The organism is Sorlinia euscelidii, assembly GCF_036452135.1.
Classification (GTDB): Bacteria; Pseudomonadota; Alphaproteobacteria; order Acetobacterales; family Acetobacteraceae; genus Sorlinia; species Sorlinia euscelidii.
This window is the reverse complement of sequence record NZ_JAWJZZ010000004.1, coordinates 214,223-234,676: the sequence shown is the minus strand read 5'-3', so window position 1 is coordinate 234,676 and position 20,454 is coordinate 214,223. Positions and strand designations below refer to the sequence as shown.

The following is a 20,454-nucleotide window of genomic DNA, read 5'->3' as shown; positions in this document are numbered from 1 at the left end:
GAACCTTTAGTCAAGGTGGGGTGCAAGGGGGAAGAAGCAATTATCGCTCCAGACACCCATACATTTCTCGCAACCAACCTGACCGGGGACGGCAAGGGCTGCAAGCTCAAAATAAACCGCGCGCGTCAACCGCGCAAGGATTGGAAAGTCGCCGTCACCAGGGCGAAGCTGAACGTAGGGCACGGGCGCGGCATCCGGCGTCACCATCTGACGCCATTGCGTGATAAGGGGATGCGCCGCATTGACGGAAATGATCTCATCAATATTCGTGCGCAGAGAGAGGGTCTGATGGCGGCCGCAACTTCCCTCGAAATTAAGTTCAACCGCCGTGAAGGGCGCGTCCTCAACCTGTATCATCCCCTCTTCCCGCGGGGTTTTAAGCCAGAAATGTCCCTCCTTGTCGCGTCGCAACATTGATGCGAACATGCAGACCATTTCTTTACGCTTGATGGGAGAGCCCTGATACAGCCATGTGCCTTGACGCTTTATCAGAAAAGGAAGCGCACGGCGCGCCGTCCTGCCTGGCGCGGTCGGCGCTTCTGCCACGACGTCCGACAGGACGTCTGCCCCATTTTCAGTTGTGCTGCCATCCGACATCTGCGTCTCCAAACCTTTTATCCTCCTCCATCCCGCTTATGTGGTAACGGAAGTCTCGCGATAAAACCCCTTAGCGATAAGAGTGATAACTATGACCGATCACAGCGTCGAAACACAATCCGGGAAAGGTGATGCCCTCCTCGCGCAGGCCGATCGGTTGGTGGCGCGCCTTTCTGACGCGCGTGATGCGATCGGGCGCATAATCTTTGGCCAGGAGGCGGTGATCGAGCATCTGCTTACCGCCGTCCTGTCCGGGGGACACGCGCTTTTGCTTGGTGTGCCGGGACTGGGGAAAACGTTACTGGTGTCAACCGCCGCGCGCATTCTGGGCCTTGATACGAAGCGCATTCAATTCACGCCCGACCTCATGCCGTCCGATATCACCGGCAGCGAAATATTGGCGGAGACGCCGTCCGGTCAACGCGGCTTTCGCTTTATCCCCGGGCCGATCTTCACCCAGATGCTTCTGGCGGACGAAATCAACCGCGCCAGCCCCCGCACGCAATCTGCGCTGCTTCAGGCGATGCAGGAATATCGTGTGACGCAATCCGGGGAGGAGCACGCGCTGCCCCGACCTTTTCACGTCCTTGCCACCCAGAACCCGCTGGATATGGAGGGGACTTATCCCCTCCCGGAAGCGCAGCTTGACCGCTTCATGCTGTGCATCAAGCTGACATATCCGCACGCTGATGCGGAAAAACGTATGCTTGTCGCTACAACGGGTGTCAAAAAAACCGAGATTGCGCCGCTCTTTTCCGCCGAGACCCTTCTCGCCGCGCAACATCTTATCCGCAGCCTGCCAGTGGGAGAGAAGATTACCGATGCGATCATCCATCTGGTGCGAGAGCTGAGACCGGAAACCTCTCACCTGCCGGAGGCGCAACATCTTGCTTATGGCCCCGGGCCGCGCGCGGCCCAGTCCTTAATGCTCGCCTGCCGCGCACGCGCCCTGCTGACGGGACGCCTCTCCCCCAATATCGCCGATATTGAAGCCCTGGCGCAGGTGACACTGAGCCACCGCATGGGACTCAAATTCACCGCGGAATCAGCCGGGATCACGATTGATTCCGTCATCGCCAGCGCTGTCCGTCGACTTGCCTGACGTGTGGGATTTCTCAAGAATCTCTTCATTTTTCTCTGGGGGCCGCAAGGCGGAAGAGTATTTGTCGGCGCCTCCCGACGGAGCTACGGATTTGCCGGCCCTGCTTCTGCAGGCGCAGAACGTAGTCAGCCGCCTCGAGTCCGGCACGCATCGTCGCAGGCGCGCGGGGATGGGGCAGGATTTCTGGCAATTCCGGTTGGCGCAACCGCATGAACCTTCACGTCACATAGATTGGCGTCAATCCGCCCGCTCCCGACAATTATGGGTGCGGCAGAAGGAAGCCGAAACCCAGCGAAGCCTCGCTTTATGGTGCGATGTCAGCGCCTCCATGCAATGGCGCTCCAGGGCGCGCCTTCCCCTGAAGCGCGACGTGGCGTTTATCGCAGCAATCGCACTGGGCGGCGCAGCTTTAAAGGGTGGTGAAAATGTCGCCCTCACCGCCCGCGGCACGAAAGCGCAACCTTTCCGCACGGCACGCGCCCTTGCCGCCCTTGGCGAGAGATTGGTCGCCTGCCAGCAGGCGCAAAGTCCTGACGCGGGCGATGTGCCGCCTTCCTCAGAAATCGTGTTGGTCAGCGATTTCCTCTGGTCGGTTGACCAGATTGAAGAGACGCTCGCAGGTTTGAGCCCTCTGGGGCGGCATCTCCATCTGATCTGCGTGCTTGACCCCGCCGAAATCTCTCTGCCTTTTCGCGGTTTTACCGCCCTTTCCGACAGTTCAGCCGCGATACGCCATCGCATGTCCATTGATGATGACGTCGCTCGGACTTATGAGAAATCCCTGCGCGATCATCTGGATGCGCTGCGTCACTTCATCGTGCAGCGCGGCGGGAGCTTCACGCTGATGCCGACCAACGGTGATGTCGCGTCAATGTTAAGGCCGCTCCACGCCAGATTATCGGCCCGAACGCATGGAGAAGCGCGATGACGTTTTTACATCCGCTTCTGCTTCTCGCCCTGCTGGTTTTGCCATTTGCCTATTGGGTCACGCGGATGGCGCCGCCACCTGCGAAACAATATATTTTTCCGCCACTGAAAATCCTGCAATCCATTCAGGTCCGGCGATCCACGCCTGCGCGGGCGTCAATCTGGCTTTTCATTTTGCGGTCGGTTGCACTTGCGTTGATCATTCTCGGCCTCGCCCATCCCATCTGGTCACCGAAAGCGGCCCAGGACGGGTGGCGAAATGACGATATCACCCTCATCATTGATAATGGCTGGGCGGCCTATCCCAATCAGACGCTGATCCGCGAAACGATTTTGCGCCTGGGTAAAAACAGCTTCGCGCACGGCCATGCCGTGACGTTGGTCGCCACCGCGCGTCAGGATGATGGCAGCTTTACCGGCCCGGTGGTCTCACATGATCTGAGCCTTCTGCGCGCGCATCTTCAGCGCGTCCGGCCCCGCCCCTGGCCGACAGAACGTGCTCAGGCACTCAAGGATGTCGCGTTGGGCGGTCGCACTGTGCTGTTGCTTTCAGACGGTGTCGCGACGGATGACGACGCTTCCTTCCGCGCGCAACTCCAGTCGGCATCACGATGGTTCACCTTGACCCTCCCGGATCGCGACATATTCTCGCTCAAAACGGTCGGCGAAGGTAATCATTCCCCGCGCTTCTTGATCTCGCGCCTGGGGACGGCGCCGACTGAACTCGACGTCGTGGCCGAGACAGCGAGTCATTTCACTTTGCGGCGTGATCATATTGTGCTGACCGCCGGCCAGAAAAGCCTCGAATGGCAAAGCAACCTCCCGGCGCCCGTACAACGGAAAATGGCACGCGTGTCGCTCCGTCTTTCTGACGGGCATCAAGCTGGCCCCGCCAGTATCTTTCTGATGAATGACTCGCGCCAGCGTCATCCTGTAGGGTTGCTACTGGCGCCAGGTCAGGGCGATGACATCAACACGCCCTCATTTTATCTGCGTCATGCCTTGTCACAGATTTCAGACATGCGGCAGGGGCGGCTGGATCAACTCCTTGCGCAGAAATTATCCGTTATCATCTGGCCTTCCCAGACGGCCTTACGCACTGATGACCAGCACCGCCTGAAGGATTTCGTGATGCAGGGCGGCTGGCTGGTACGATTCGTCAGCACGGTAGACGCTGCGATGGGGGAAAATCAGGACGGATCGCCCGAAAACAGTCTCCTGCCCGTGCGCCTTGTCGGGAATCTGCGGGATCTCGACAGCGTCATGTCGTGGGAAAAACCTCAAACCCTCGCCGCTTTTCCACCCGCCTCACCTTTTAACGGACTTGTGCCACCGGGCGATCTCGTCATTCGCAGGACGGTCATCGCCCAGCCCGACCCGGAATTGCCCGGCAGGATATGGGCCCGATTGACGGACGGCACGCCTCTCGTCACCGCCAGAAATCTCGGCCGCGGCGAGATTGTGCTGTTTCATGCGGATAGCGGCCCGGAATGGAGCAACCTGCCCCTCACCGGACTTTTCCCCGATATGCTGGATCGTATCGTGCGGCGCTCAACGGGTGTGACGGCTGAATCCACGGCCGATAAGTGGCCACCCCTCCAGCTTTTGGGCGATGAGGGCGATTTGCGGAAAGCTGTGGATGGCGTTCAACCTCTCACAGCTTCGACCCTCACCGTGACGCGCCCGGGCCCGGCCCACCCACCGGGCATGTATGGCATGCAGGGCGCGGCGCACGCCTATAATCTCGGCCCTTTTGTGACGCCGCTCCAGCGTGAAACAATGACGGGACGTGTCATTTCGGCGGGACAGCTGACGCCGACACATGATGCGGGCGCGGCGCTTGTTCTGATCGGCGTGCTTTGCCTGCTTGCGGACATCATTTTACGCGCGCGGCATCTGGGCCTGATGATTTTCGGCGTGCTAGTTTTTCTAGGTTTCTCCGCACGCCCTGCGGTAACCGCGGCACAAGCGACCTCCGTTGCGGAGGCGGCGCGCGCCACGCGCCTCGCCTATATACTGACCGGGCAGGAAACGCTGGACGCCGTGTCGCGCCAAGGCATGAAAGGGATTTCCGATTATGCATCTGACCGGACATCCGCCAGACTGGCGGCACCGGATGGCGTGCGGCCGGGGGAGGATGACCTCGCGCCCTATCCCCTCCTTTACTGGCCTATCGACGCGCAGACAAAATTTGAGGCCAAACGTAACGCGGCGCTTGAAGACTTCATCGCCCATGGGGGCATGCTTCTGATCGACATCATTGATGCGGGGGAAGAGGATGATGACGCTTTAGCAGCGCAGCGCCACCTTGCTGAGGTCACGCGCGGCATTCACCTTCCCGCTTTGGCGAAATTGGATGCACGGCATATTCTTGCCCATTGCTTCTACATCCTGCGCAGCTTTCCCGGGCGTTATGCGGGGAAGGCCGTCTGGGTGGCGCGGAATGCGGACCCGAATAATGACAGTGTCAGCCCGGTCATTATCGGGCAGGCAGACTGGGCGCGGGCCTGGGCGGTGGATGATCAGGGCAATCACCCCTATGCCGTCATCCCCGGTCGTGATCGCCAGCGCACCCTTGCGGAACGTTTCGGCGTCAACATCATCATTTATGCCCTGACCGGCAATTATAAGCAGGATCAAATGAAAGTCCCCGCTCTGCTCAAGCGGCTTCAGCCATGACAACGCTTTCTTTCTCGCCGCTCCTTCCATGGCTCGTCGTAATCCCTTTTCTGGTGATCTGCCTTGGGTTTTCCACCTATGCTGTGTTTCGTCGCATGCGGGGTGCGATACCGCGCTTTTTAACCTTCCTGATCGCCGGAATATGGCTTCTCAATCCCATTTCTCACCGGATCGCGTATAAGCCGGGTGCCTCAGATGTATATGTCGTGCTTGACGAATCGCCCTCCATGCAGATGGCGCATCGCCAGGCGGAAGCGCGCGCGGCCCTTGAGAAAATAAGGAATGCGGCAGGGCAGGAAAGCGGCCTCAACCTCAAAATCATTCATGCGACCGATTCAGGATCGGAAGGCACGACGCTTTTCACCGACCTGCAAAATGCGGTGACTGACCCACGTCGTTTCGCCGGGGCCATTTTCATCACGGATGGCATGGTGCATGACGCGCCGCCCAGATTGCCGAGAATTTTCGCCGCCGATACGGGGCGCGGGCCCCGACCTCTCAACGTCGTCCTGACCGGGAAGAAGGAGGAAACGGACCGGCAGATCATGGTGTTGGAAGCGCCGACATACGGCATTGTCGGCAAAGATGCATCAATCGTCATCAAAGTCATCGATCACGGGAGCACGGAGAAGCACAAGGCGCAGGTAAGTTTGCAGGCGGGCCACGCCGCGCCGCAACATGTTACCGTTGAAACCGGCCATGCTGAGACGCTCAAAGTACCGGTGAAAGCGGCCGGGGACATGCCGGTGGTCATCCAGGTTTCACCGTTGCAGGGTGAGATGACCACGGCGAATAATATCGAAACACTCCACATCAACGGCATTCGGGAGCGGCTCAAGGTGCTTCTCGTCTCCGGTGCGCCCAATCCGGGGGAACGCGTGTGGCGGCGTCTCCTCCGCTCCGACCCGGCCGTTGATCTCGTGCATTTCACGATCCTGCGTGCGCCGGAGCAGGATGATGGCACATCAACGGATGAGATGGCGCTGGTCGTCTTCCCCACACAGGCGCTCTTCGAGAAGAAGATTGATCAGTTTGATCTCATCATTCTGGATGGTTTCAAGACGATGGGCCTGTTGCCGGACGCTTATATGGAAAATATCGCGCGCTTCGTGCAGGGCGGCGGTGGACTGTTATTACTCACGGGACCGGAATTTCTTGAAGATGGCTCCCTGAAAGACACGCCGCTTGCGCAGATCCTGCCGGCGACGGCGGAGGCTCATGGCGTGATGGACCGCAAATTTGTCCCGCAACTGACGCCGCTGGGTCAACGCCACCCTGTCGTCAATGGCTTGCCCCCGCATTGGGGCCCCTGGTACCGCGCTTTGAATGTCGCGCCCGCCTCCGTTAAGGGCGATGTTGTCATGAAGGGACCGGACGAGAACCCCTCCTCGTCCTCGGCCAGGCGGGAGAGGGACGCGTCGCCATGCTGTTTTCCGATCAGATCTGGCTCTGGTCCCGTGGGGAGGGGGCGGCGGCCCGCAGGCGCAACTCCTGCGCCGGCTGGCCCATTGGTTGATGAAGGAGCCAGCCCTCGAAGCGGAACAACTTTCGGGCCAGATCTCCGGGAACCGGCTCGACATCACCCGGCACAGTCTGCAACCGCGAATCGACGAGCCTGTCGAGGTGACACGGCCTGACTCAAGTCATTTCACGCTGTCTCTTCATTCTGATGGGAAGGGCGCATTCACGAACCATGCTGTAGTCCAGCCAAGCCCCGGTATCTGGCGCCTCAAGCAGGGGGATCTTGAATCATTCGTTCTGCCGGAACATGCTGAAACGCTTGAAGGGCAGGATCTGCGTGCGACGTCATCGCGACTTGATCCTCTGGTGCAGCAATCATCCGGGCACATCGTCTGGTCGAATAATTTCGATGCTGAGACAAGGCTTTCGCTTCACCCCGGACGGTATGGACGCTCCGTCTGGGCCTTCCCGCCAGGGCGTGAAGCTGACCCGTCCCGCATGAAAACCCGCCAGATCCTGCCACCGTGGATAAGCGCGCTTTCTATTATTTTCTGCATCTTCTTCGCCTGGTGGCGGGAACGAAAAATCTGAACGGCATGTTTATAGGCTGTGCGCCACGCATTAAGTTGGCGAGGGGTATCGATTTATATTCGCTTCAAGGCTAAGAGAGTAGAATGTCTGCCAATCGACCTGCATTTCCGTTGAGCCCCCTGCCGCGCTTTTTGCTTATCGCCATATTGGGACTTAGCGCCTGGGTGACATTGCCCGCCACTTCTGTCCTCGGGCAAACGGCGGATGAGGCGGAGGCAGAGCAGGAAGCGGCGGAAGCCCAGAAAGCGGCGGAAGCCCGTCGCGCCGCGAAAGCAGCGGCGCCGCCCTCCGCCCTACCCGGTGCGGACACGCAGGAGCAGGATGCCGGTCACGCGAATCGCGACCTTAACCCGACCGACGCTTTATATGATGCGGTCAATCGCGGCAGCCTCAACGCAGCGAAGGAAGCGCTGGGACGTGGCGCCAATATTTACGCGCATAATATCCTCGACCAGACGCCACTTGACCTGGCGATCGACCTTAATCGCAAGGATATTATTTTCCTGCTCCTATCGATGCGCGGCTCCGACTCAACGGGTCGGCTTGCCAATTTTGATGAAGATGTTTCCGACGCAAATGCCGCCGAAGGCCACCGCCTCTCGGTAAAGGCTGAGATGCGGCAGAAGGCCAGGCCGGTGCATCATTATGACGTTTCAGGCGGCCACGCCGCGCCGGAAGTCGGCTTTCTGGGTTTCGGGTCGAAGTAACAAGGCGGCCCCTTCAGGAGGCCGCTTTATTTTGCCGTCAGCCAGCATTCCGCAATTTGGTCTGCGATGATTCCGTGCGCAGGATATCCAGCGGAAGCAACTCGCCATTGCGCTCAAAATACCAGAACGTCCAGCCATTACAGGAAGGCGCGCCCGTCAATTGTGCCCCCATTTTATGGATGGAACCACGCTGGCCTCCACTGACGAGACTCCCATCAGGACTGACGACCGCACGCAGACGCCGTTGCCGGTCACATAATTCAGTCCCGGCTGGCAGCATTCCCTGTTCGACAAAAGTCCCGAATGGAATACGCGGCATTTCCCGTTTCGCGGGCGTCACGGCAGCATGTTCCTCCGAAAGCGGTTGCTCGGCGTCAACGCGAAGGCGTGAGGCCTCAACATAATCGGGGTGCCGCTCGATCCCGACAAAATGCCGTCCCAAACGTTTGGCAACAGCGGCGGTCGTACCCGTGCCGGAAAACGGGTCAAGCACGACATCGCCGGAGCGCGTCGAGGCAATCAGGACGCGATGCAGCAGGCTTTCCGGCTTCTGGGTGGGGTGAAGCTTCAGGCCATGCACGTTCTTGACGCGTTCATTGCCCGTGCAGAGAGGCAGGTACCAGTCACTGCGCATCTGCACATCGTCATTCAGGGTTTTCATGGCCTGATAATTGAAACAATATTTGCTATCCGGCCCGCGCGCAGCCCAGATCATGGTTTCATGCGCATTGGTAAATCGCCTGCCGCGGAAGTTCGGCATGGGGTTGGCTTTGCGCCACACAATGTCATTGAGGATCCAGAAGCCGAGCTCCTGCATGATTGCACCGAGACGAAAGACATTATGATAGGACCCGATGGCCCAGATCGTGCCATCATGCGTCAGGAGACGCCGCGCCTCCGCGAGCCAGTCCCGCGTGAAGCGATCATAGGCGCTGTAATCCGTAAATTTGTCCCAGTCATCATCCACGCCATCGACAACGGTTTCATCCGGGCGACGCAGTTCCCCGCGCAACTGCAGGTTATATGGCGGGTCCGCGAAAATACAGTCGATGCTGGAAGAAGGCAGGCTCCGCATCGTCGACACGCATTCACCACATAGAATCTGGTCGATCGGGAAGTCCTGATGAGTCACACGTAATATCCCCCTAAATCAGAGCGTGGAGCATTAATGGGATGCAGGCGACGTATCGCAGCCGGATATGTCACGCGCCAAGACATCCAGCTTGCGCCAGCATGGCACTTACCGGCGCAAAGCCACGCCGGTGATGGCGACACACACCGGCAGATTTCAGAGCCTGAAGGTGGGTTGCCGTACCGTAACCGGCATTTCTTTCCCAACCGTAAGCCTTATATCGGCGGGCGAGTTTCGCCATCAGATGGTCTCGCGTCACTTTGGCGATGATGGACGCCGCAGCTATCGACAGACTTAATTGGTCACCTTTTATGATCATCCTGACCTCGCAAGGCAGATCGACGCGCGCTTTGCCGTCGACCAACGCAATGTGCGGCAAGAAAGGGAGGCGTTTCATGGCGCGCCGCATAGCGAGATGACTTGCCTTACCGACATTGAGGGCTTCGATCTCTCTGACGGACGCGGCACCCACCCCGAAATGACACACGCCCCCCGTAAGCGCCTGGAAGGCGCTGAGGCGCCGCATCGGCGATAATTTTTTGGAATCATCAATCATGGATTGCAGAGATAGGGGCAAGTCATGGGGAAAGACGACGCAAGCTGCGACGACAGGTCCCGCGATCGGGCCGCGCCCGACCTCGTCCAGCCCCGCAACAGCGCGCTCAGGGGCACCGTTTTCATATTCATATCTGAAATCCGGCATTACGCGGTCGCTGACCTCTCCCCTTCCTCACCCACTTCGAATCGGGTTTGAATCAGATGGCGCACAAAAAGTAAAGTGCCGTTTTGTCCCGGACTGATCAGCACCGCCGATCACCATGAGATCCATGCCCCACGACACCTGACAGGCGCACAAGGCACCCCGCTCCGGTGCCCGCCCCTTCAACATGTGCGGCGGTTAACCGGGTGTCGAGAAAGCGTCATCATGGCGTCACATTTGCGAAAGCGCCGCGCTTGAAAAGCTTATTTCGCTTTGCAACAACTTTTCATCAGCATGCCGACGAACAACCCGACGAGCATGGCGCCAATAACGGAGATGACCGGGCGATCCTGCACAAATATTGTCGCGCGCTCGAGAATTGTTTCCGCTTCGTCGTAAAGATCAGCGAATTCCTGCTGCGCCATCCCGGACATCTGGTCGATTTTGCCACTGGCCTGCGTCTTGGCATCGCCCGTCAGGCCGCCCACTGCGTCCTTCACGCGGCCTTTCGCTTCGTTCATCATGCCTTCTGCCTTGTCCTCGATATTCTTTGTCATAAAAGCCTCCTCTAAGGATGGACCAGCATAAGCGACAATTCCTGCAGCGAACAGAGCCATCGCGGGAACAATTGTCATCCATTAACGAAATGCCGGCGCCAAACTGTTGCCTGCGGGACAAGTTTAACGCAGAGGCGTTACATATTGTTGCTTTTCTTTCCTGGCTTGCGAGGCCGTTTTAACGGCATGGCAATAAAAGCAACGATGATAAATTTTAATGACTTGTGTTACCAATTTCGTCACAAGCGATTAACAGGGAAATCGCTGAATCGCGCGACGCGTTTCACCCGCGCACGCGCCAGGATCAACGCATTCATGACCAGGAAAACCGCGTGACTCAGATGGACGCTACCTCCGCCCAGAAATGGATGAGAAATCCGCGCCGACGCCGTCAAATTATCATGACCGCTATCGCCGCCGTGATCTGCCTCTTTTTCCTTCGCATGTGCCTGCATGGGACAAAAAAAACGGATTACACGGCCGAGGGCGCATTTGCCCAGCCCGTGACCGTGGCGACGGCTATGAAAGGGGATCTGCCCATCATCATGACGGAGCTGGGAACAGTCGTGCCCATCACCAATGTTACGGTGCAATCACGAGTCAGCGGCTACATCATGGCGGTCAATTTTTCAGAGGGGCAACACGTTAAATCAGGCGATGAACTGGTTTTAATCGACCCACGCCCTTATGAAATCGCGCTGGAACAAGCTTTGGGCACATTGCAGCAGGATGAGGCCCAGCTTGCGGATGCGCGCATCAATTCCGGCCGGTATGAAAAGCTGATCCGCCAGAAATCAGTCGCCGCCATGACGGCGAAAGACGCACAATATAAGGTTCAGCAATTAGAGGGGACGGTTAAGCTTGACCGCGCCAACGTCGATAATGCACGCCTCAACCTTGAATATTGCCATATCCGCGCCCCTGTCGATGGGCGCATAGGCCTTCGCGCGGTTGATCGTGGCAATTATTTCACGGCCGGGCAATCAGGTGGCCTGGCGGTGCTGACGCAGATGCAACCGATTTCCGTCATGATGACGGTGCCGCAAAATCAACTGACGGACGTGATGGCCGCCATGACGTCAAGCGGCGCGCTGAAGGTGGAGGCGTGGGACAGCAACAACACCGTGAAGATCGCGGAAGGGTCCGTTCAGGCCGTGGACAGCCAGATTGACACGGCCACAGGCACGGTCAGGATGCGGGCCATTTTCCCCAATCTTGACGAGCGCCTCTTCCCCAATGAATTCGTCAATGCGCGACTCAATGTCAGGACGTTACATGATGTGATTCTCCTACCCGCGGATGCCGTGCAAACCGGCCCGGACGGCGCTTACGTCTATCTTATTAAAAAGGATGATACCGTGACCCTCCGGACGGTCCTGACAGGGCAGAGTGATGCAACCCGCACTGAAATCCTCCAGGGCGTTACAACGGGCGACCGGGTTGTGTTGCAGGGCACGAACCATTTGAGAGAAGGGTCGAAAATCCGCATCGAAAATTCAGACAGCGACGAGACCTCGCAACCGGATATGGCGGCGCCGAAAAAATGATGAATCCGTCCCGGATTTTTATAGAGAGGCCGGTCGCGACCAGCCTGCTGATGATCGCCATCTTCCTGACAGGGCTGCTCAGCTACCGTTTTCTGCCGGTGGCCGCCCTGCCGGATGTGGAATATCCGACACTCACTGTCACGACAATTTATCCAGGCGCCAATCCGGACGTGGTTGAAAGCACCATCAGTGAGCCGCTTGAGACGCAATTGGGCGAGATGCCGGGCCTTGACCAGATGATTTCACAATCATCCGGCGGTGCATCGCTCATCACGATGCGCTTTGGTCTAAATATGTCGATGGATGTTGCCGAACAGCAGGTTCAGGCCGCGATTAATCAAGCCGGGTCGCTCCTGCCCTCCGACCTGCCCGCGCCGCCCATTTATGCCAAGGTCAATCCGGCCGATACACCGATATTGACGTTGGCCGTCACCTCCAACTCGCTCAAACTGACCAGCGTGCAGGATTACGTGACGACACGTTTATTGCAGCATATCAGCCAGGTGCCGGGGGTGGGGCTGGTCACACTTGCCGGGGGCCAGCGCAAAGCCTATCGCATCCAGATCAATATCCCGAAATTGACGTCTTACGGCATTGCTTTGGACACGGTGCGGACAATACTCGGCACAGTTATTGTGAACGCCCCCTCCGGCGCGTTTGAGGGGCCGCTCCGCGCTACGACACTGCATATTGATGGGCAGATCAAATCGCCCGAAGAGCTGATGAATCAAATTATCGGCTACCAGAATAATGGCGCCATACGGCTGCGCGACGTGGGACAGGTCGTTGAAGGCCCTGAAAACGCACAGCTCGCCGCATGGTCCGGCAAGGCGCCAGCGCTGATTCTAAGTGTTCAGCGTCAGCCGGGGGCCAATGTTGTCGCTGTCGTCGATAAGATCAAATCCTTCCTGCCGCGCCTGCAATCGACCATGCCACCCGGCATCACGATTACGGAATTGACAGACCGCACAACCACCATCCGGGCTTCCGTCGCCGACGTGGAGTTTGAGCTGGCCCTCGCCATCCTGTTGGTGGTCGGGGTGATCTTCGTGTTTCTGAGCAATGTCCCGGCGACTCTCATTCCCAGCCTGAGCGTGCCGATCTCCATCGTGGGCAGTCTCGGGGTTGTCTATCTACTGGGATACTCGCTCGATAATCTCTCCCTGATGGCCATGACGATTGCGACCGGCTTCGTCGTCGATGATGCCATCGTCGTCATCGAAAATATCTCCCGCTATATTGAAAAGGGAGAGGACCGCTACACCGCCGCCATCATCGGCTCGCGGGAGATCGGGTTCACGATCATATCTCTCACCGTGTCCCTCATCGCGGTCCTCATCCCGCTTCTCTTCATGGGGGATGTTGTCGGGCGGCTCTTCCATGAATTCGCGGTGACGCTGGCCGTGACGATCGCCCTCTCCGCCGTGGTCGCGGTAACGCTGATACCCTCAATGTGCGCCCGCCTCCTCACCGAAAGGCCCCACAGCTCCCGAAATTCGGGGCGGTGGGGGCAGTTTGCACGCGGGATTGAAAGCGGGATCAATCGCCTCATCGCTTACTATGCGCGGCTTCTGGACATCGTGCTGGCGCATCGGCGCCTCACTGCCCTGACGGCTCTCCTCACCCTTGTTCTGACGTTGTGGCTGGCGGTGATTATCCCGAAAGGTTTCTTCCCCACGCAGGATACGGGGCTGATACAGGGCATTACGCAAATGCCGGAAACGATCTCCTTCGAAGGGATGAAGGACCGGCAGAGTCACGTGATCGCAGCGCTTCTGAAAGTGCCGGATGTCGAGAATATTTCCGGCTTTATCGGCGTCGATGGTGAAAATATGACGCTGAACACGGGCCGCCTGATGATCAGCCTGAAACCGCGGAAAGCCCGCACGGCGTCGCTTGAAACGACCCTGGCGCGCCTTTCACAAGCCGGGAACCACGTCGTCGGCGCGCGCCTCTACCTGCAACCAGTGCAGGATCTCTCTCTCGATTCAGCCCTTTCAGCAACGCAATATAAATTCGTGCTTGAAAATGCGGATTATGACGCATTCAAACTCTGGGTGCCGCGCCTTATTGAGGCGCTTCAGCAGCAGCCCGCCCTTAAAGGCGTGACATCCGATCTCCAATCTAACGGCCTGATGGCTTACCTGACGCTGGATCGCGCGACGGCGGCGCGTTACGCCATCACCCCCCAGACGGTTGATAACCTGCTTTATGACAGTTTCGGGCAGCGTCAAGTGTCCACAGTTTATACGCAATCCAATCAATATCGCCTGATATTGGAGGCGGAACCCCGGTTTCAGGGTTCGCTTGAACAGCTCAAGCAACTCTACCTTCCCGGCGCAGCTGATAAAATGGGGGAAAGCGCGTCTGGCCCCCAGAGGCGGCCCAGTTCCGGCCTCGTGCCGCTCAGTCAGGTCACGACGCAGGATATTCGGCGCGCCCCCCTGCTGATCACGCATTATGGCCATTTCCCCGCCACGACCATCTCATTCAATATCGCCGATGGTTACTCACTCAGCGACGCGACGTCCACAATCTCCCGGGCTCAGGCGGAAATTCACCTTCCACCCGCTTTCGAAACCCGTTTTCAGGGCACAGCGGCGGCCTTTCAGGCTGCGCTCAGTCATGAATTGTTCCTCATCATCGCGGCCTTGGCGGCTGTCTATATCGTTCTCGGCATCTTATATGAGAGCTTCATCCATCCCCTCACTATTCTCTCCACCCTGCCTTCTGCCGGGGTGGGCGCGCTGATCGCGCTGATTATTTGCGGGAAAGATCTTGATGTGATGGGGATCATCGGGATTGTCCTGCTGATCGGGATCGTCAAGAAAAATGCGATCATGATGATCGACTTCGCCCTTGAGGCGGAGCGTCGCGGTGGGCAAAAACCCCTTGAGGCCATCAAAACTGCGGCCATCATGCGGTTCCGGCCTATTCTGATGACGACTCTGGCGGCTTTTTTCGGCGCGCTGCCACTGGCGATCGATACGGGCGTCGGCGCCGAGCTGAGGCGCCCCCTCGGTATTGCAATTATTGGCGGGCTGGTTTTCTCACAATTACTGACGCTTTTCACGACACCCGTCATTTACCTGTATCTTGACCACGTGGCTGCCGCGATACGTCGGCGTTTCGGCTTGAAGACTTATGCTGAACGCATCGCGGAACATGGTGACGCGTGAATATCAGCCGCCCCTTCATCCTGCGGCCGGTCGCGACGATATTAATGTCTCTGGCCCTTTTAGTCGCCGGAACCATTGCTTACCGGCTTTTACCGGTCGCGGACGCCCCGAATATCGACCTGCCGGTGATTCTCGTCATCGCGCAGCAACCTGGTGGCTCCCCGTCGGAGGTCGCTGCCACCGTCGCGGCACCGCTTGAGCGTCATTTGGGGGCGATTTCCGGCGTGACGGAAATGACATCCACCTCCACCAGCGGTCAGACGCGGATTATCCTGCAATTTGACCTATCACGAAATATTGACGGCGCGGCGCGCGATGTCTCGGCGGCGATTCAGGCGGCGCGGCATGATCTGCCGACGACCATGCGCGACAATCCGTTTTATTTTAAATTTAATCCCAACGGGTCTCCGGCCCTGATCCTCGCCCTGACATCAGACAGCCGGTCACCCGCGCAGCTCTACGACATCGCGACCAATACGCTTCAGCAGCAGCTCAGCCAGGTTGAAGGGGTGGGTGAGGTCGAGATTGGCGGAAGTGCCATGCCGGCCGTAAGGGTCGAGATCAACCCGCTCTCCCTTTACAAATTCGGCATTGGTTTTGAAGATGTGCGCGCCGCCCTCGCCTCGGCAAATGCGCACACACCGAAAGGCTTCCTCGATTCTGGTGACAGGCGCTATATGCTTGACACGAATGACCAGGCGCGCAGAGCCGCCGATTATGCCGATCTGGTCATTGCCTACCGCAATAATCGTCCACTCCGGCTGAATAGCGTCGCGGCGATCAAGGATGACAAGGAGGATCTTTACACTTACGGCAGTTTCGACGGGAAGCGAGCGGTCGTGGGGATCGTCTATGCGCAGGCCGGGGCAAACATCGTCAAAATGGTTGACGGATTAAAGGCGCGTCTACCTTTTATAAAATCCGCTCTGCCCAATGATGTTGATGTCCATGTGATGGCGGACAGCTCCCGCATCATCCGATCCTCCCTTGCAGATACGCGTCTGACGCTTTTTATCGCGGTTATACTCGTCATTGGGATTGTGCTCGTCTTCCTGCACAGTGTCGCGGCGGTGCTGATCCCGGCCATCGTGGTGCCGGTTTCCATTATCGGCAGTTTCGCCGCTTTATATCTCTTCGGGTATCAGCTCGATAATCTCTCCCTGATGGCCCTGACCATCTCTACCGGTTTCATTGTTGACGACGCCATCGTCGTGCTCGAAAACATCACCCGCCACCTTGAGCGCGGCCTGACGCCCCTGCGCGCGGCGCTGGTTGGCGCCAGGGAAGTCGTTTTCACGGTCGTTTCAATGACGTCCTCCCTGATTGCCGTTTTCATCCCGATCATTCTTCTTGATGACCTTGTCGGCCGTTTCTTTCGCGAATTTGCGATGACGATTTCCATCTCTCTCGTCATCTCCATGGTCCTCTCTCTGACATTGACACCGATGATCTGCGCGCTTCTTCTGCGCCCCTTAAATGGCCGGGAGAGCCCCCGTTCCGTCGCCCTTACTCTGCAGAGCGGGTTTGCGCGGGTGGAGCGGGTTTATGCGCGCATGCTTGATTTCTCGCTTCGCCATCAATGGTGGATGGTTCTAACTTTACCCGGGACGCTGATTCTCGCCGGTGTGCTATTGATCAACATGCCGAAGGGATTTTTTCCCGAACAGGATGTCGGCATGATTTTGGGGCGCGTGATGGGCGATGAGTCCGCGTCCTATGATTACATGCGTGAGAAGACCGCACGCGTCGAGGAAGGGCTGAAAAATTATCCTGAGATCGATCACTATATCGCTTTTTTCGGCGGAAGGCAGGCAAACCAGACAAGCTTCTTTGTCTCCCTTCGTGAGAAATCGAAACGCAAGCGTTCAGCGGCGCAGCTTGTCGCCGCGCTTGACCGTTCCTTCGCCAATCTACCGGGCGCTGACGTTTACTTCCTGTCGATGGGCGGCGTGAGGACGGGTGCACGCCGGGGGAATGGCGCTTATCAATACTCGCTTCTCAGCCCCGACGCCGAGGCTTTGACCGTCTGGACGCCGCGTCTCGTCAAAGCACTCTCGACCCTGCCGGAAATTTCCGACCCGAATTCCGATCTTCAGCAAGGCGGGGCTTCCGTCAATATCGCCATCAAACGTGACCTCGCTGCGCGATATGGGCTGACAGCGCAACTCATCAGCAACACATTATTCGATGCTTACGGCCAGCGCGCAGCGTCTGTCATTTACACGCCGTCCAACCAGTATCGCGTGATCATGGAAGCTGACCCGCGATTTGCCAGAAGCCCCGTAAGCCTTTTGCAAAGCTGGGTCAGTACGACAGGCGGCACCCCACCAGGGGCATTGCCTCCAATAATCTCCGTGTGCGTACAGCAGACGCGTCGTCAGCGCCGCTTAATCCGGCTGAGGCCGCTTATCAGAACCAGATGGCAAACAGCCTCGCCGGCGGGGCCAATACATCCAGCGGCGCCGCCGTCACGACACAAGCCGCGACGATGGTCCCCCTGACCATGACATCGGACATCGTTCCCACCATTAATCCCCTGGCTGTTCATCACGAGGCCCAGGCCGTGTCCTCCACGATCTCATTCAACCTTCGCCCCGGACATTCGCTGGGGCAGGCGATCGCTGCGATCAAGGCGGCGACCGTCAAAATTCACCTACCGCCGGAGATGCGCGTCGATTTTGCCGGGAACGCGGCTTTATTTCAGAAGACCATTCAAAAAGAACCTTATCTGGTCCTCGCCGCGCTCGTTGCTGTCTACGTCGTTCTCGGCGTCCTTTATGAAAGCCTTGTCCACCCTGTCACCATCCTGTCAACGCTCCCATCAGCCGGGGCCGGGGCGATTATCGCTCTGAGACTTGCCGGGGAGGAATTTTCTCTTATGGCGATGATCGGGGTGATCCTCCTCATCGGCATCGTCAAGAAGAACGCCATCATCCTGATCGATTTCGCCATCCGGGAGGATCGCGCGGGGCTATCGCCCGTTGCCTCCATCCGACGTGCGAGCCTGGCGCGATTTCGCCCGATTATCATGACCTCCCTGGCCGCGGCTTTCGGCGCCATCCCGCTGATCGTCACAGGCGGTTACGGGGAAGAACTCCGCCGCCCACTCGGCATTTCCATTTTGGGCGGGCTGATTTTCAGTCAGGCATTGACACTCTTCACCGTGCCCGCCGTTTTCCTCATCCTTGATCGCCTTGGACGCGCATCAAGTCGCTTCATGCGCGCCACCTGCCTGACACTCCATCGCCTCATCCACGGATCAAAAAGCTGATGCGCCCTATCCTGCCCGCACACACCTTCTTATCGGCCCTCGTGCTGACGCCTTTTTTGACAGGTTGCTGGATGGTGGGGCCGAATTATAAGCGTCCGCAAGCCATCATCTCACCTATTTTCAAAGAGGCCCCCAACCCGCCGCCGGGCTGGACCGTTGCACAGCCAGAAATGGCGGAAGTGGATAAAGGTCCATGGTGGCGCATTTACGGCGACCCCACGCTGGATGGTCTGGAAGATCAGGTCAACATCACCAACCAGAACGTCAAGCAATATGAGGCGCAATATCGCAAAGCCCGTGCGATGATTGACAGCGTACGCGCGCAATTATTCCCGACGCTTAACGGCAATTTCTCCTTCAGCCGCAATGCGCAGGGCGGACAGTCGCGAAGTGCCTCGGCGGGCTCCTTCGTGAATTACAGCCACACGACCACGGTTAATACCTGGTCCACCAGCCCCAGCGCCAGTTGGACGATTGATATCTGGGGTAAAATCCGTCGCCAGGTGGAGCAGCAGGTTGACCTGACCCAGGCCAGCGCCGCTGACCTCGCCAATGCGCGATTATCTTATCAAGCGCAACTCGCGACGAATTATTTCAATATGCGCTATCAGGATAGTCTGCGCCGCCTTTACGCGCGCAACGTTTCCTACTTCCGAGAAGCGCTCCGCATCGTACAGAACCAGGCGGAAGCCGGGGTGGCCGAGCCTTCTGCCCTGCTCCAGGCGCGCTATCAATTGCAGCAGACGATCGCGCAGGAGACCCAGGCAGGTGTTGCGCGCGCGCAATATGAGCATGCGATTGCCGTACTGATGGGCAAAGCGCCTGCCGAGGTGACCATCCCTGAAGCCGATCTTCCCCCCGGTTTGCCCGCTGTGCCCGCCGCTGTGCCCTCCACCTTGCTGCAAAGGCGGCCCGACATTGCTTCCGCAGAGCGCAAGCTGGCGGGGTTCAACGCCGCTATAGGCGCGGCGATCGCAGCCTACTACCCGCAATTTACGCTGTCCGCACAATATGGCTATAGCGGCGACCCGCTTGATGAGTTGATCCGTGCCGCGTCGCGATTCTGGTCATTAGGGGCTGCCGCTTCCGAAACGATCTTCTCTGGCGGGGCGCGGCGCGCGGCCGTGCGGAGTGCAAAAGCGGATTACGATGCGGCCGTCGCCAATTACCGCCAGACCGTGCTGACAGCTCTGCAGAATGTTGAAGATAATTTCTCCAACCTGCGCATACTCGAACAACAATATGGCGAGCAGGAAGCGGCCGTCGCCTCCGCGAAAGAAGCTGTCCGCGTTTCCATGAATGCTTTTATGGCCGGCACCGAGATTTACACGACGGTCATCACCAGCCAGCAGAACGCCTTGAATTACGAGGTCCAGGCCTTAGGCGTGCGTCAGTCACAATGGACATCCCACGTTGCGCTGATCACCGCGCTCGGGGGTGGATGGGATGCCGCCTCACTTCCCAAGCGGCAGTCGTTAACGTCAAATAATCCGTTTATTGACGGGTATTTCCGTAAAGCGAAGGAATAAGCCGACGCCTGTCCGGCTTCTCCCGCAATGCCGACGTGACTTTGACGTCAGGTGATGCTTTTACCGGCGAAGACCGCCATAGCAAGGAAGATAAGGAATAGCACCACAAAGATGGTGAAGAGGATTTTGGCAATCCCCGCTGATGCGGCGGATATTCCGGTGAATCCGAACAATCCCGCAATCAGGGAAATGACAAGAAATAACAAGGCGAGCTTAAGCATGGAAATCTCCTGGAGGTCACGCCCTCATCAACGCGGGAGGCCTGATTTTGTTCCACAACAGCGCGCTTGTTATATACTCGAAAAACCTTTGTATTTAAGCAATAGATGTTTGGTCGGTAAATATTCGTGCTTGTCTTCGCGGCGGACGGTCAAATATCACCGGTATTTTCTTCGGATGAAGGACAAACCTTGCACGCAGAATCGCCAGTGAAGAAGGGCGGATGCGGATCATGGCCCCGCTTTACGCATTATTT

Annotated in this window: 14 protein-coding genes and 1 pseudogene; 10 read left to right on the top strand and 5 right to left on the bottom strand. The window is 58.0% G+C overall.

All coding sequences use genetic code 11. The features are described from left to right. Positions 1 to 6: 6 nt before the first annotated feature. Positions 7 to 609 (bottom strand): DUF1285 domain-containing protein, encoded by a 603-nt coding sequence (locus CGLAMM_RS09175; RefSeq protein ID WP_394818500.1) that lies wholly within the window; start codon positions 607 to 609, stop codon positions 7 to 9. A 79-nt stretch (positions 610 to 688) separates the two neighbouring features. Between CGLAMM_RS09175 and CGLAMM_RS09170 the strand changes: the two genes are divergently transcribed. The 6 genes from CGLAMM_RS09170 (at position 689) to CGLAMM_RS09145 (ending at position 8,064) form a co-directional block, all read left to right on the top strand. Beyond that, positions 689 to 1,699, top strand: coding sequence for an AAA family ATPase (locus CGLAMM_RS09170; protein ID WP_394818501.1), 1,011 nt, complete (start codon positions 689 to 691; stop codon positions 1,697 to 1,699). A 61-nt stretch (positions 1,700 to 1,760) separates the two neighbouring features. Then, complete coding sequence (locus tag CGLAMM_RS09165) at positions 1,761 to 2,627, top strand: DUF58 domain-containing protein (RefSeq protein WP_394818502.1); 867 nt, start codon at positions 1,761 to 1,763, stop codon at positions 2,625 to 2,627. Then, complete coding sequence (locus tag CGLAMM_RS09160) at positions 2,624 to 5,305, top strand: DUF4159 domain-containing protein (protein ID WP_394818503.1); 2,682 nt, start codon at positions 2,624 to 2,626, stop codon at positions 5,303 to 5,305. The genes CGLAMM_RS09165 and CGLAMM_RS09160 overlap by 4 nt, the downstream gene beginning before the upstream one ends. Beyond that, positions 5,302 to 6,942, top strand: coding sequence for a hypothetical protein (locus tag CGLAMM_RS09155; RefSeq protein WP_418115619.1), 1,641 nt, complete (start codon positions 5,302 to 5,304; stop codon positions 6,940 to 6,942). Before CGLAMM_RS09160 ends, CGLAMM_RS09155 begins: the two co-directional genes overlap by 4 nt. After that, entirely contained in the window at positions 6,929 to 7,357 is a 429-nt protein-coding gene (locus CGLAMM_RS09150; protein WP_418115618.1) for a hypothetical protein, read from the top strand. Before CGLAMM_RS09155 ends, CGLAMM_RS09150 begins: the two co-directional genes overlap by 14 nt. A 110-nt stretch (positions 7,358 to 7,467) precedes the next feature. Further along, on the top strand, positions 7,468 to 8,064 hold the full coding sequence (locus tag CGLAMM_RS09145; protein WP_418115617.1) for an ankyrin repeat domain-containing protein: 597 nt from the start codon (positions 7,468 to 7,470) through the stop codon (positions 8,062 to 8,064). 37 nt (positions 8,065 to 8,101) lie between these two features. Here CGLAMM_RS09145 and CGLAMM_RS09140 read toward each other — a convergent pair whose 3' ends face one another. The 3 genes from CGLAMM_RS09140 to CGLAMM_RS09130 all read right to left on the bottom strand — a co-directional run bounded on the left by CGLAMM_RS09140 (position 8,102) and on the right by CGLAMM_RS09130 (position 10,453). After that, the gene (locus CGLAMM_RS09140) at positions 8,102 to 9,139 is read right to left on the bottom strand and encodes a site-specific DNA-methyltransferase (protein WP_394819057.1); all 1,038 of its coding nucleotides are present in this window, start codon (positions 9,137 to 9,139) and stop codon (positions 8,102 to 8,104) included. A gap of 127 nt (positions 9,140 to 9,266) precedes the next feature. After that, the gene (locus CGLAMM_RS09135; RefSeq protein WP_394818506.1) at positions 9,267 to 9,899 is read right to left on the bottom strand and encodes a ribonuclease HII; all 633 of its coding nucleotides are present in this window, start codon (positions 9,897 to 9,899) and stop codon (positions 9,267 to 9,269) included. Between the two features lie 260 nt (positions 9,900 to 10,159). Continuing rightward, entirely contained in the window at positions 10,160 to 10,453 is a 294-nt protein-coding gene (locus tag CGLAMM_RS09130) for a CsbD family protein (RefSeq protein ID WP_394818507.1), read from the bottom strand. A gap of 401 nt (positions 10,454 to 10,854) precedes the next feature. Here CGLAMM_RS09130 and CGLAMM_RS09125 point away from each other — a divergent pair, with 401 nt between their 5' ends. The 4 genes and pseudogenes from CGLAMM_RS09125 (at position 10,855) to CGLAMM_RS09110 (ending at position 19,979) form a co-directional block, all read left to right on the top strand. After that, complete coding sequence (locus CGLAMM_RS09125) at positions 10,855 to 12,000, top strand: efflux RND transporter periplasmic adaptor subunit (RefSeq protein WP_418115616.1); 1,146 nt, start codon at positions 10,855 to 10,857, stop codon at positions 11,998 to 12,000. Beyond that, positions 12,000 to 15,179 (top strand): efflux RND transporter permease subunit, encoded by a 3,180-nt coding sequence (locus CGLAMM_RS09120; RefSeq protein WP_394819059.1) that lies wholly within the window; start codon positions 12,000 to 12,002, stop codon positions 15,177 to 15,179. Before CGLAMM_RS09125 ends, CGLAMM_RS09120 begins: the two co-directional genes overlap by 1 nt. Further along, positions 15,176 to 18,450, top strand: a pseudogene (locus CGLAMM_RS09115) (efflux RND transporter permease subunit). The gene CGLAMM_RS09120 and the pseudogene CGLAMM_RS09115 overlap by 4 nt, the downstream one beginning before the upstream one ends. Then, positions 18,450 to 19,979, top strand: coding sequence for an efflux transporter outer membrane subunit (locus tag CGLAMM_RS09110; protein WP_394818509.1), 1,530 nt, complete (start codon positions 18,450 to 18,452; stop codon positions 19,977 to 19,979). Before CGLAMM_RS09115 ends, CGLAMM_RS09110 begins: the two are co-directional and overlap by 1 nt. 47 nt (positions 19,980 to 20,026) lie before the next feature. Here the strand turns inward: CGLAMM_RS09110 and CGLAMM_RS09105 are convergent, their stop codons facing one another. Then, positions 20,027 to 20,200, bottom strand: a complete 174-nt coding sequence (locus CGLAMM_RS09105) for a DUF1328 domain-containing protein (protein ID WP_394818510.1) — start codon at positions 20,198 to 20,200, stop codon at positions 20,027 to 20,029. Positions 20,201 to 20,454 lie beyond the last annotated feature (254 nt).

What these genes read in the sequence shown, in the direction of transcription:
- CGLAMM_RS09170 (WP_394818501.1), top strand. Translation starts at nt 689, where the DNA reads ATGACCGATCACAGCGTCGAAACACAATCCGGGAAAGGTGATGCCCTC.
- CGLAMM_RS09160 (WP_394818503.1), top strand. Translation starts at nt 2,624, where the DNA reads ATGACGTTTTTACATCCGCTTCTGCTTCTCGCCCTGCTGGTTTTGCCA.
- CGLAMM_RS09155 (WP_418115619.1), top strand. Translation starts at nt 5,302, where the DNA reads ATGACAACGCTTTCTTTCTCGCCGCTCCTTCCATGGCTCGTCGTAATC.
- CGLAMM_RS09140 (WP_394819057.1), bottom strand. Translation starts at nt 9,139, where the DNA reads ATGCGGAGCCTGCCTTCTTCCAGCATCGACTGTATTTTCGCGGACCCG.
- CGLAMM_RS09135 (WP_394818506.1), bottom strand. Translation starts at nt 9,899, where the DNA reads ATGCCGGATTTCAGATATGAATATGAAAACGGTGCCCCTGAGCGCGCT.
- CGLAMM_RS09130 (WP_394818507.1), bottom strand. Translation starts at nt 10,453, where the DNA reads ATGACAAAGAATATCGAGGACAAGGCAGAAGGCATGATGAACGAAGCG.
- CGLAMM_RS09125 (WP_418115616.1), top strand. Translation starts at nt 10,855, where the DNA reads ATGACCGCTATCGCCGCCGTGATCTGCCTCTTTTTCCTTCGCATGTGC.
- CGLAMM_RS09120 (WP_394819059.1), top strand. Translation starts at nt 12,000, where the DNA reads ATGAATCCGTCCCGGATTTTTATAGAGAGGCCGGTCGCGACCAGCCTG.
- CGLAMM_RS09110 (WP_394818509.1), top strand. Translation starts at nt 18,450, where the DNA reads ATGCGCCCTATCCTGCCCGCACACACCTTCTTATCGGCCCTCGTGCTG.
- CGLAMM_RS09105 (WP_394818510.1), bottom strand. Translation starts at nt 20,200, where the DNA reads ATGCTTAAGCTCGCCTTGTTATTTCTTGTCATTTCCCTGATTGCGGGA.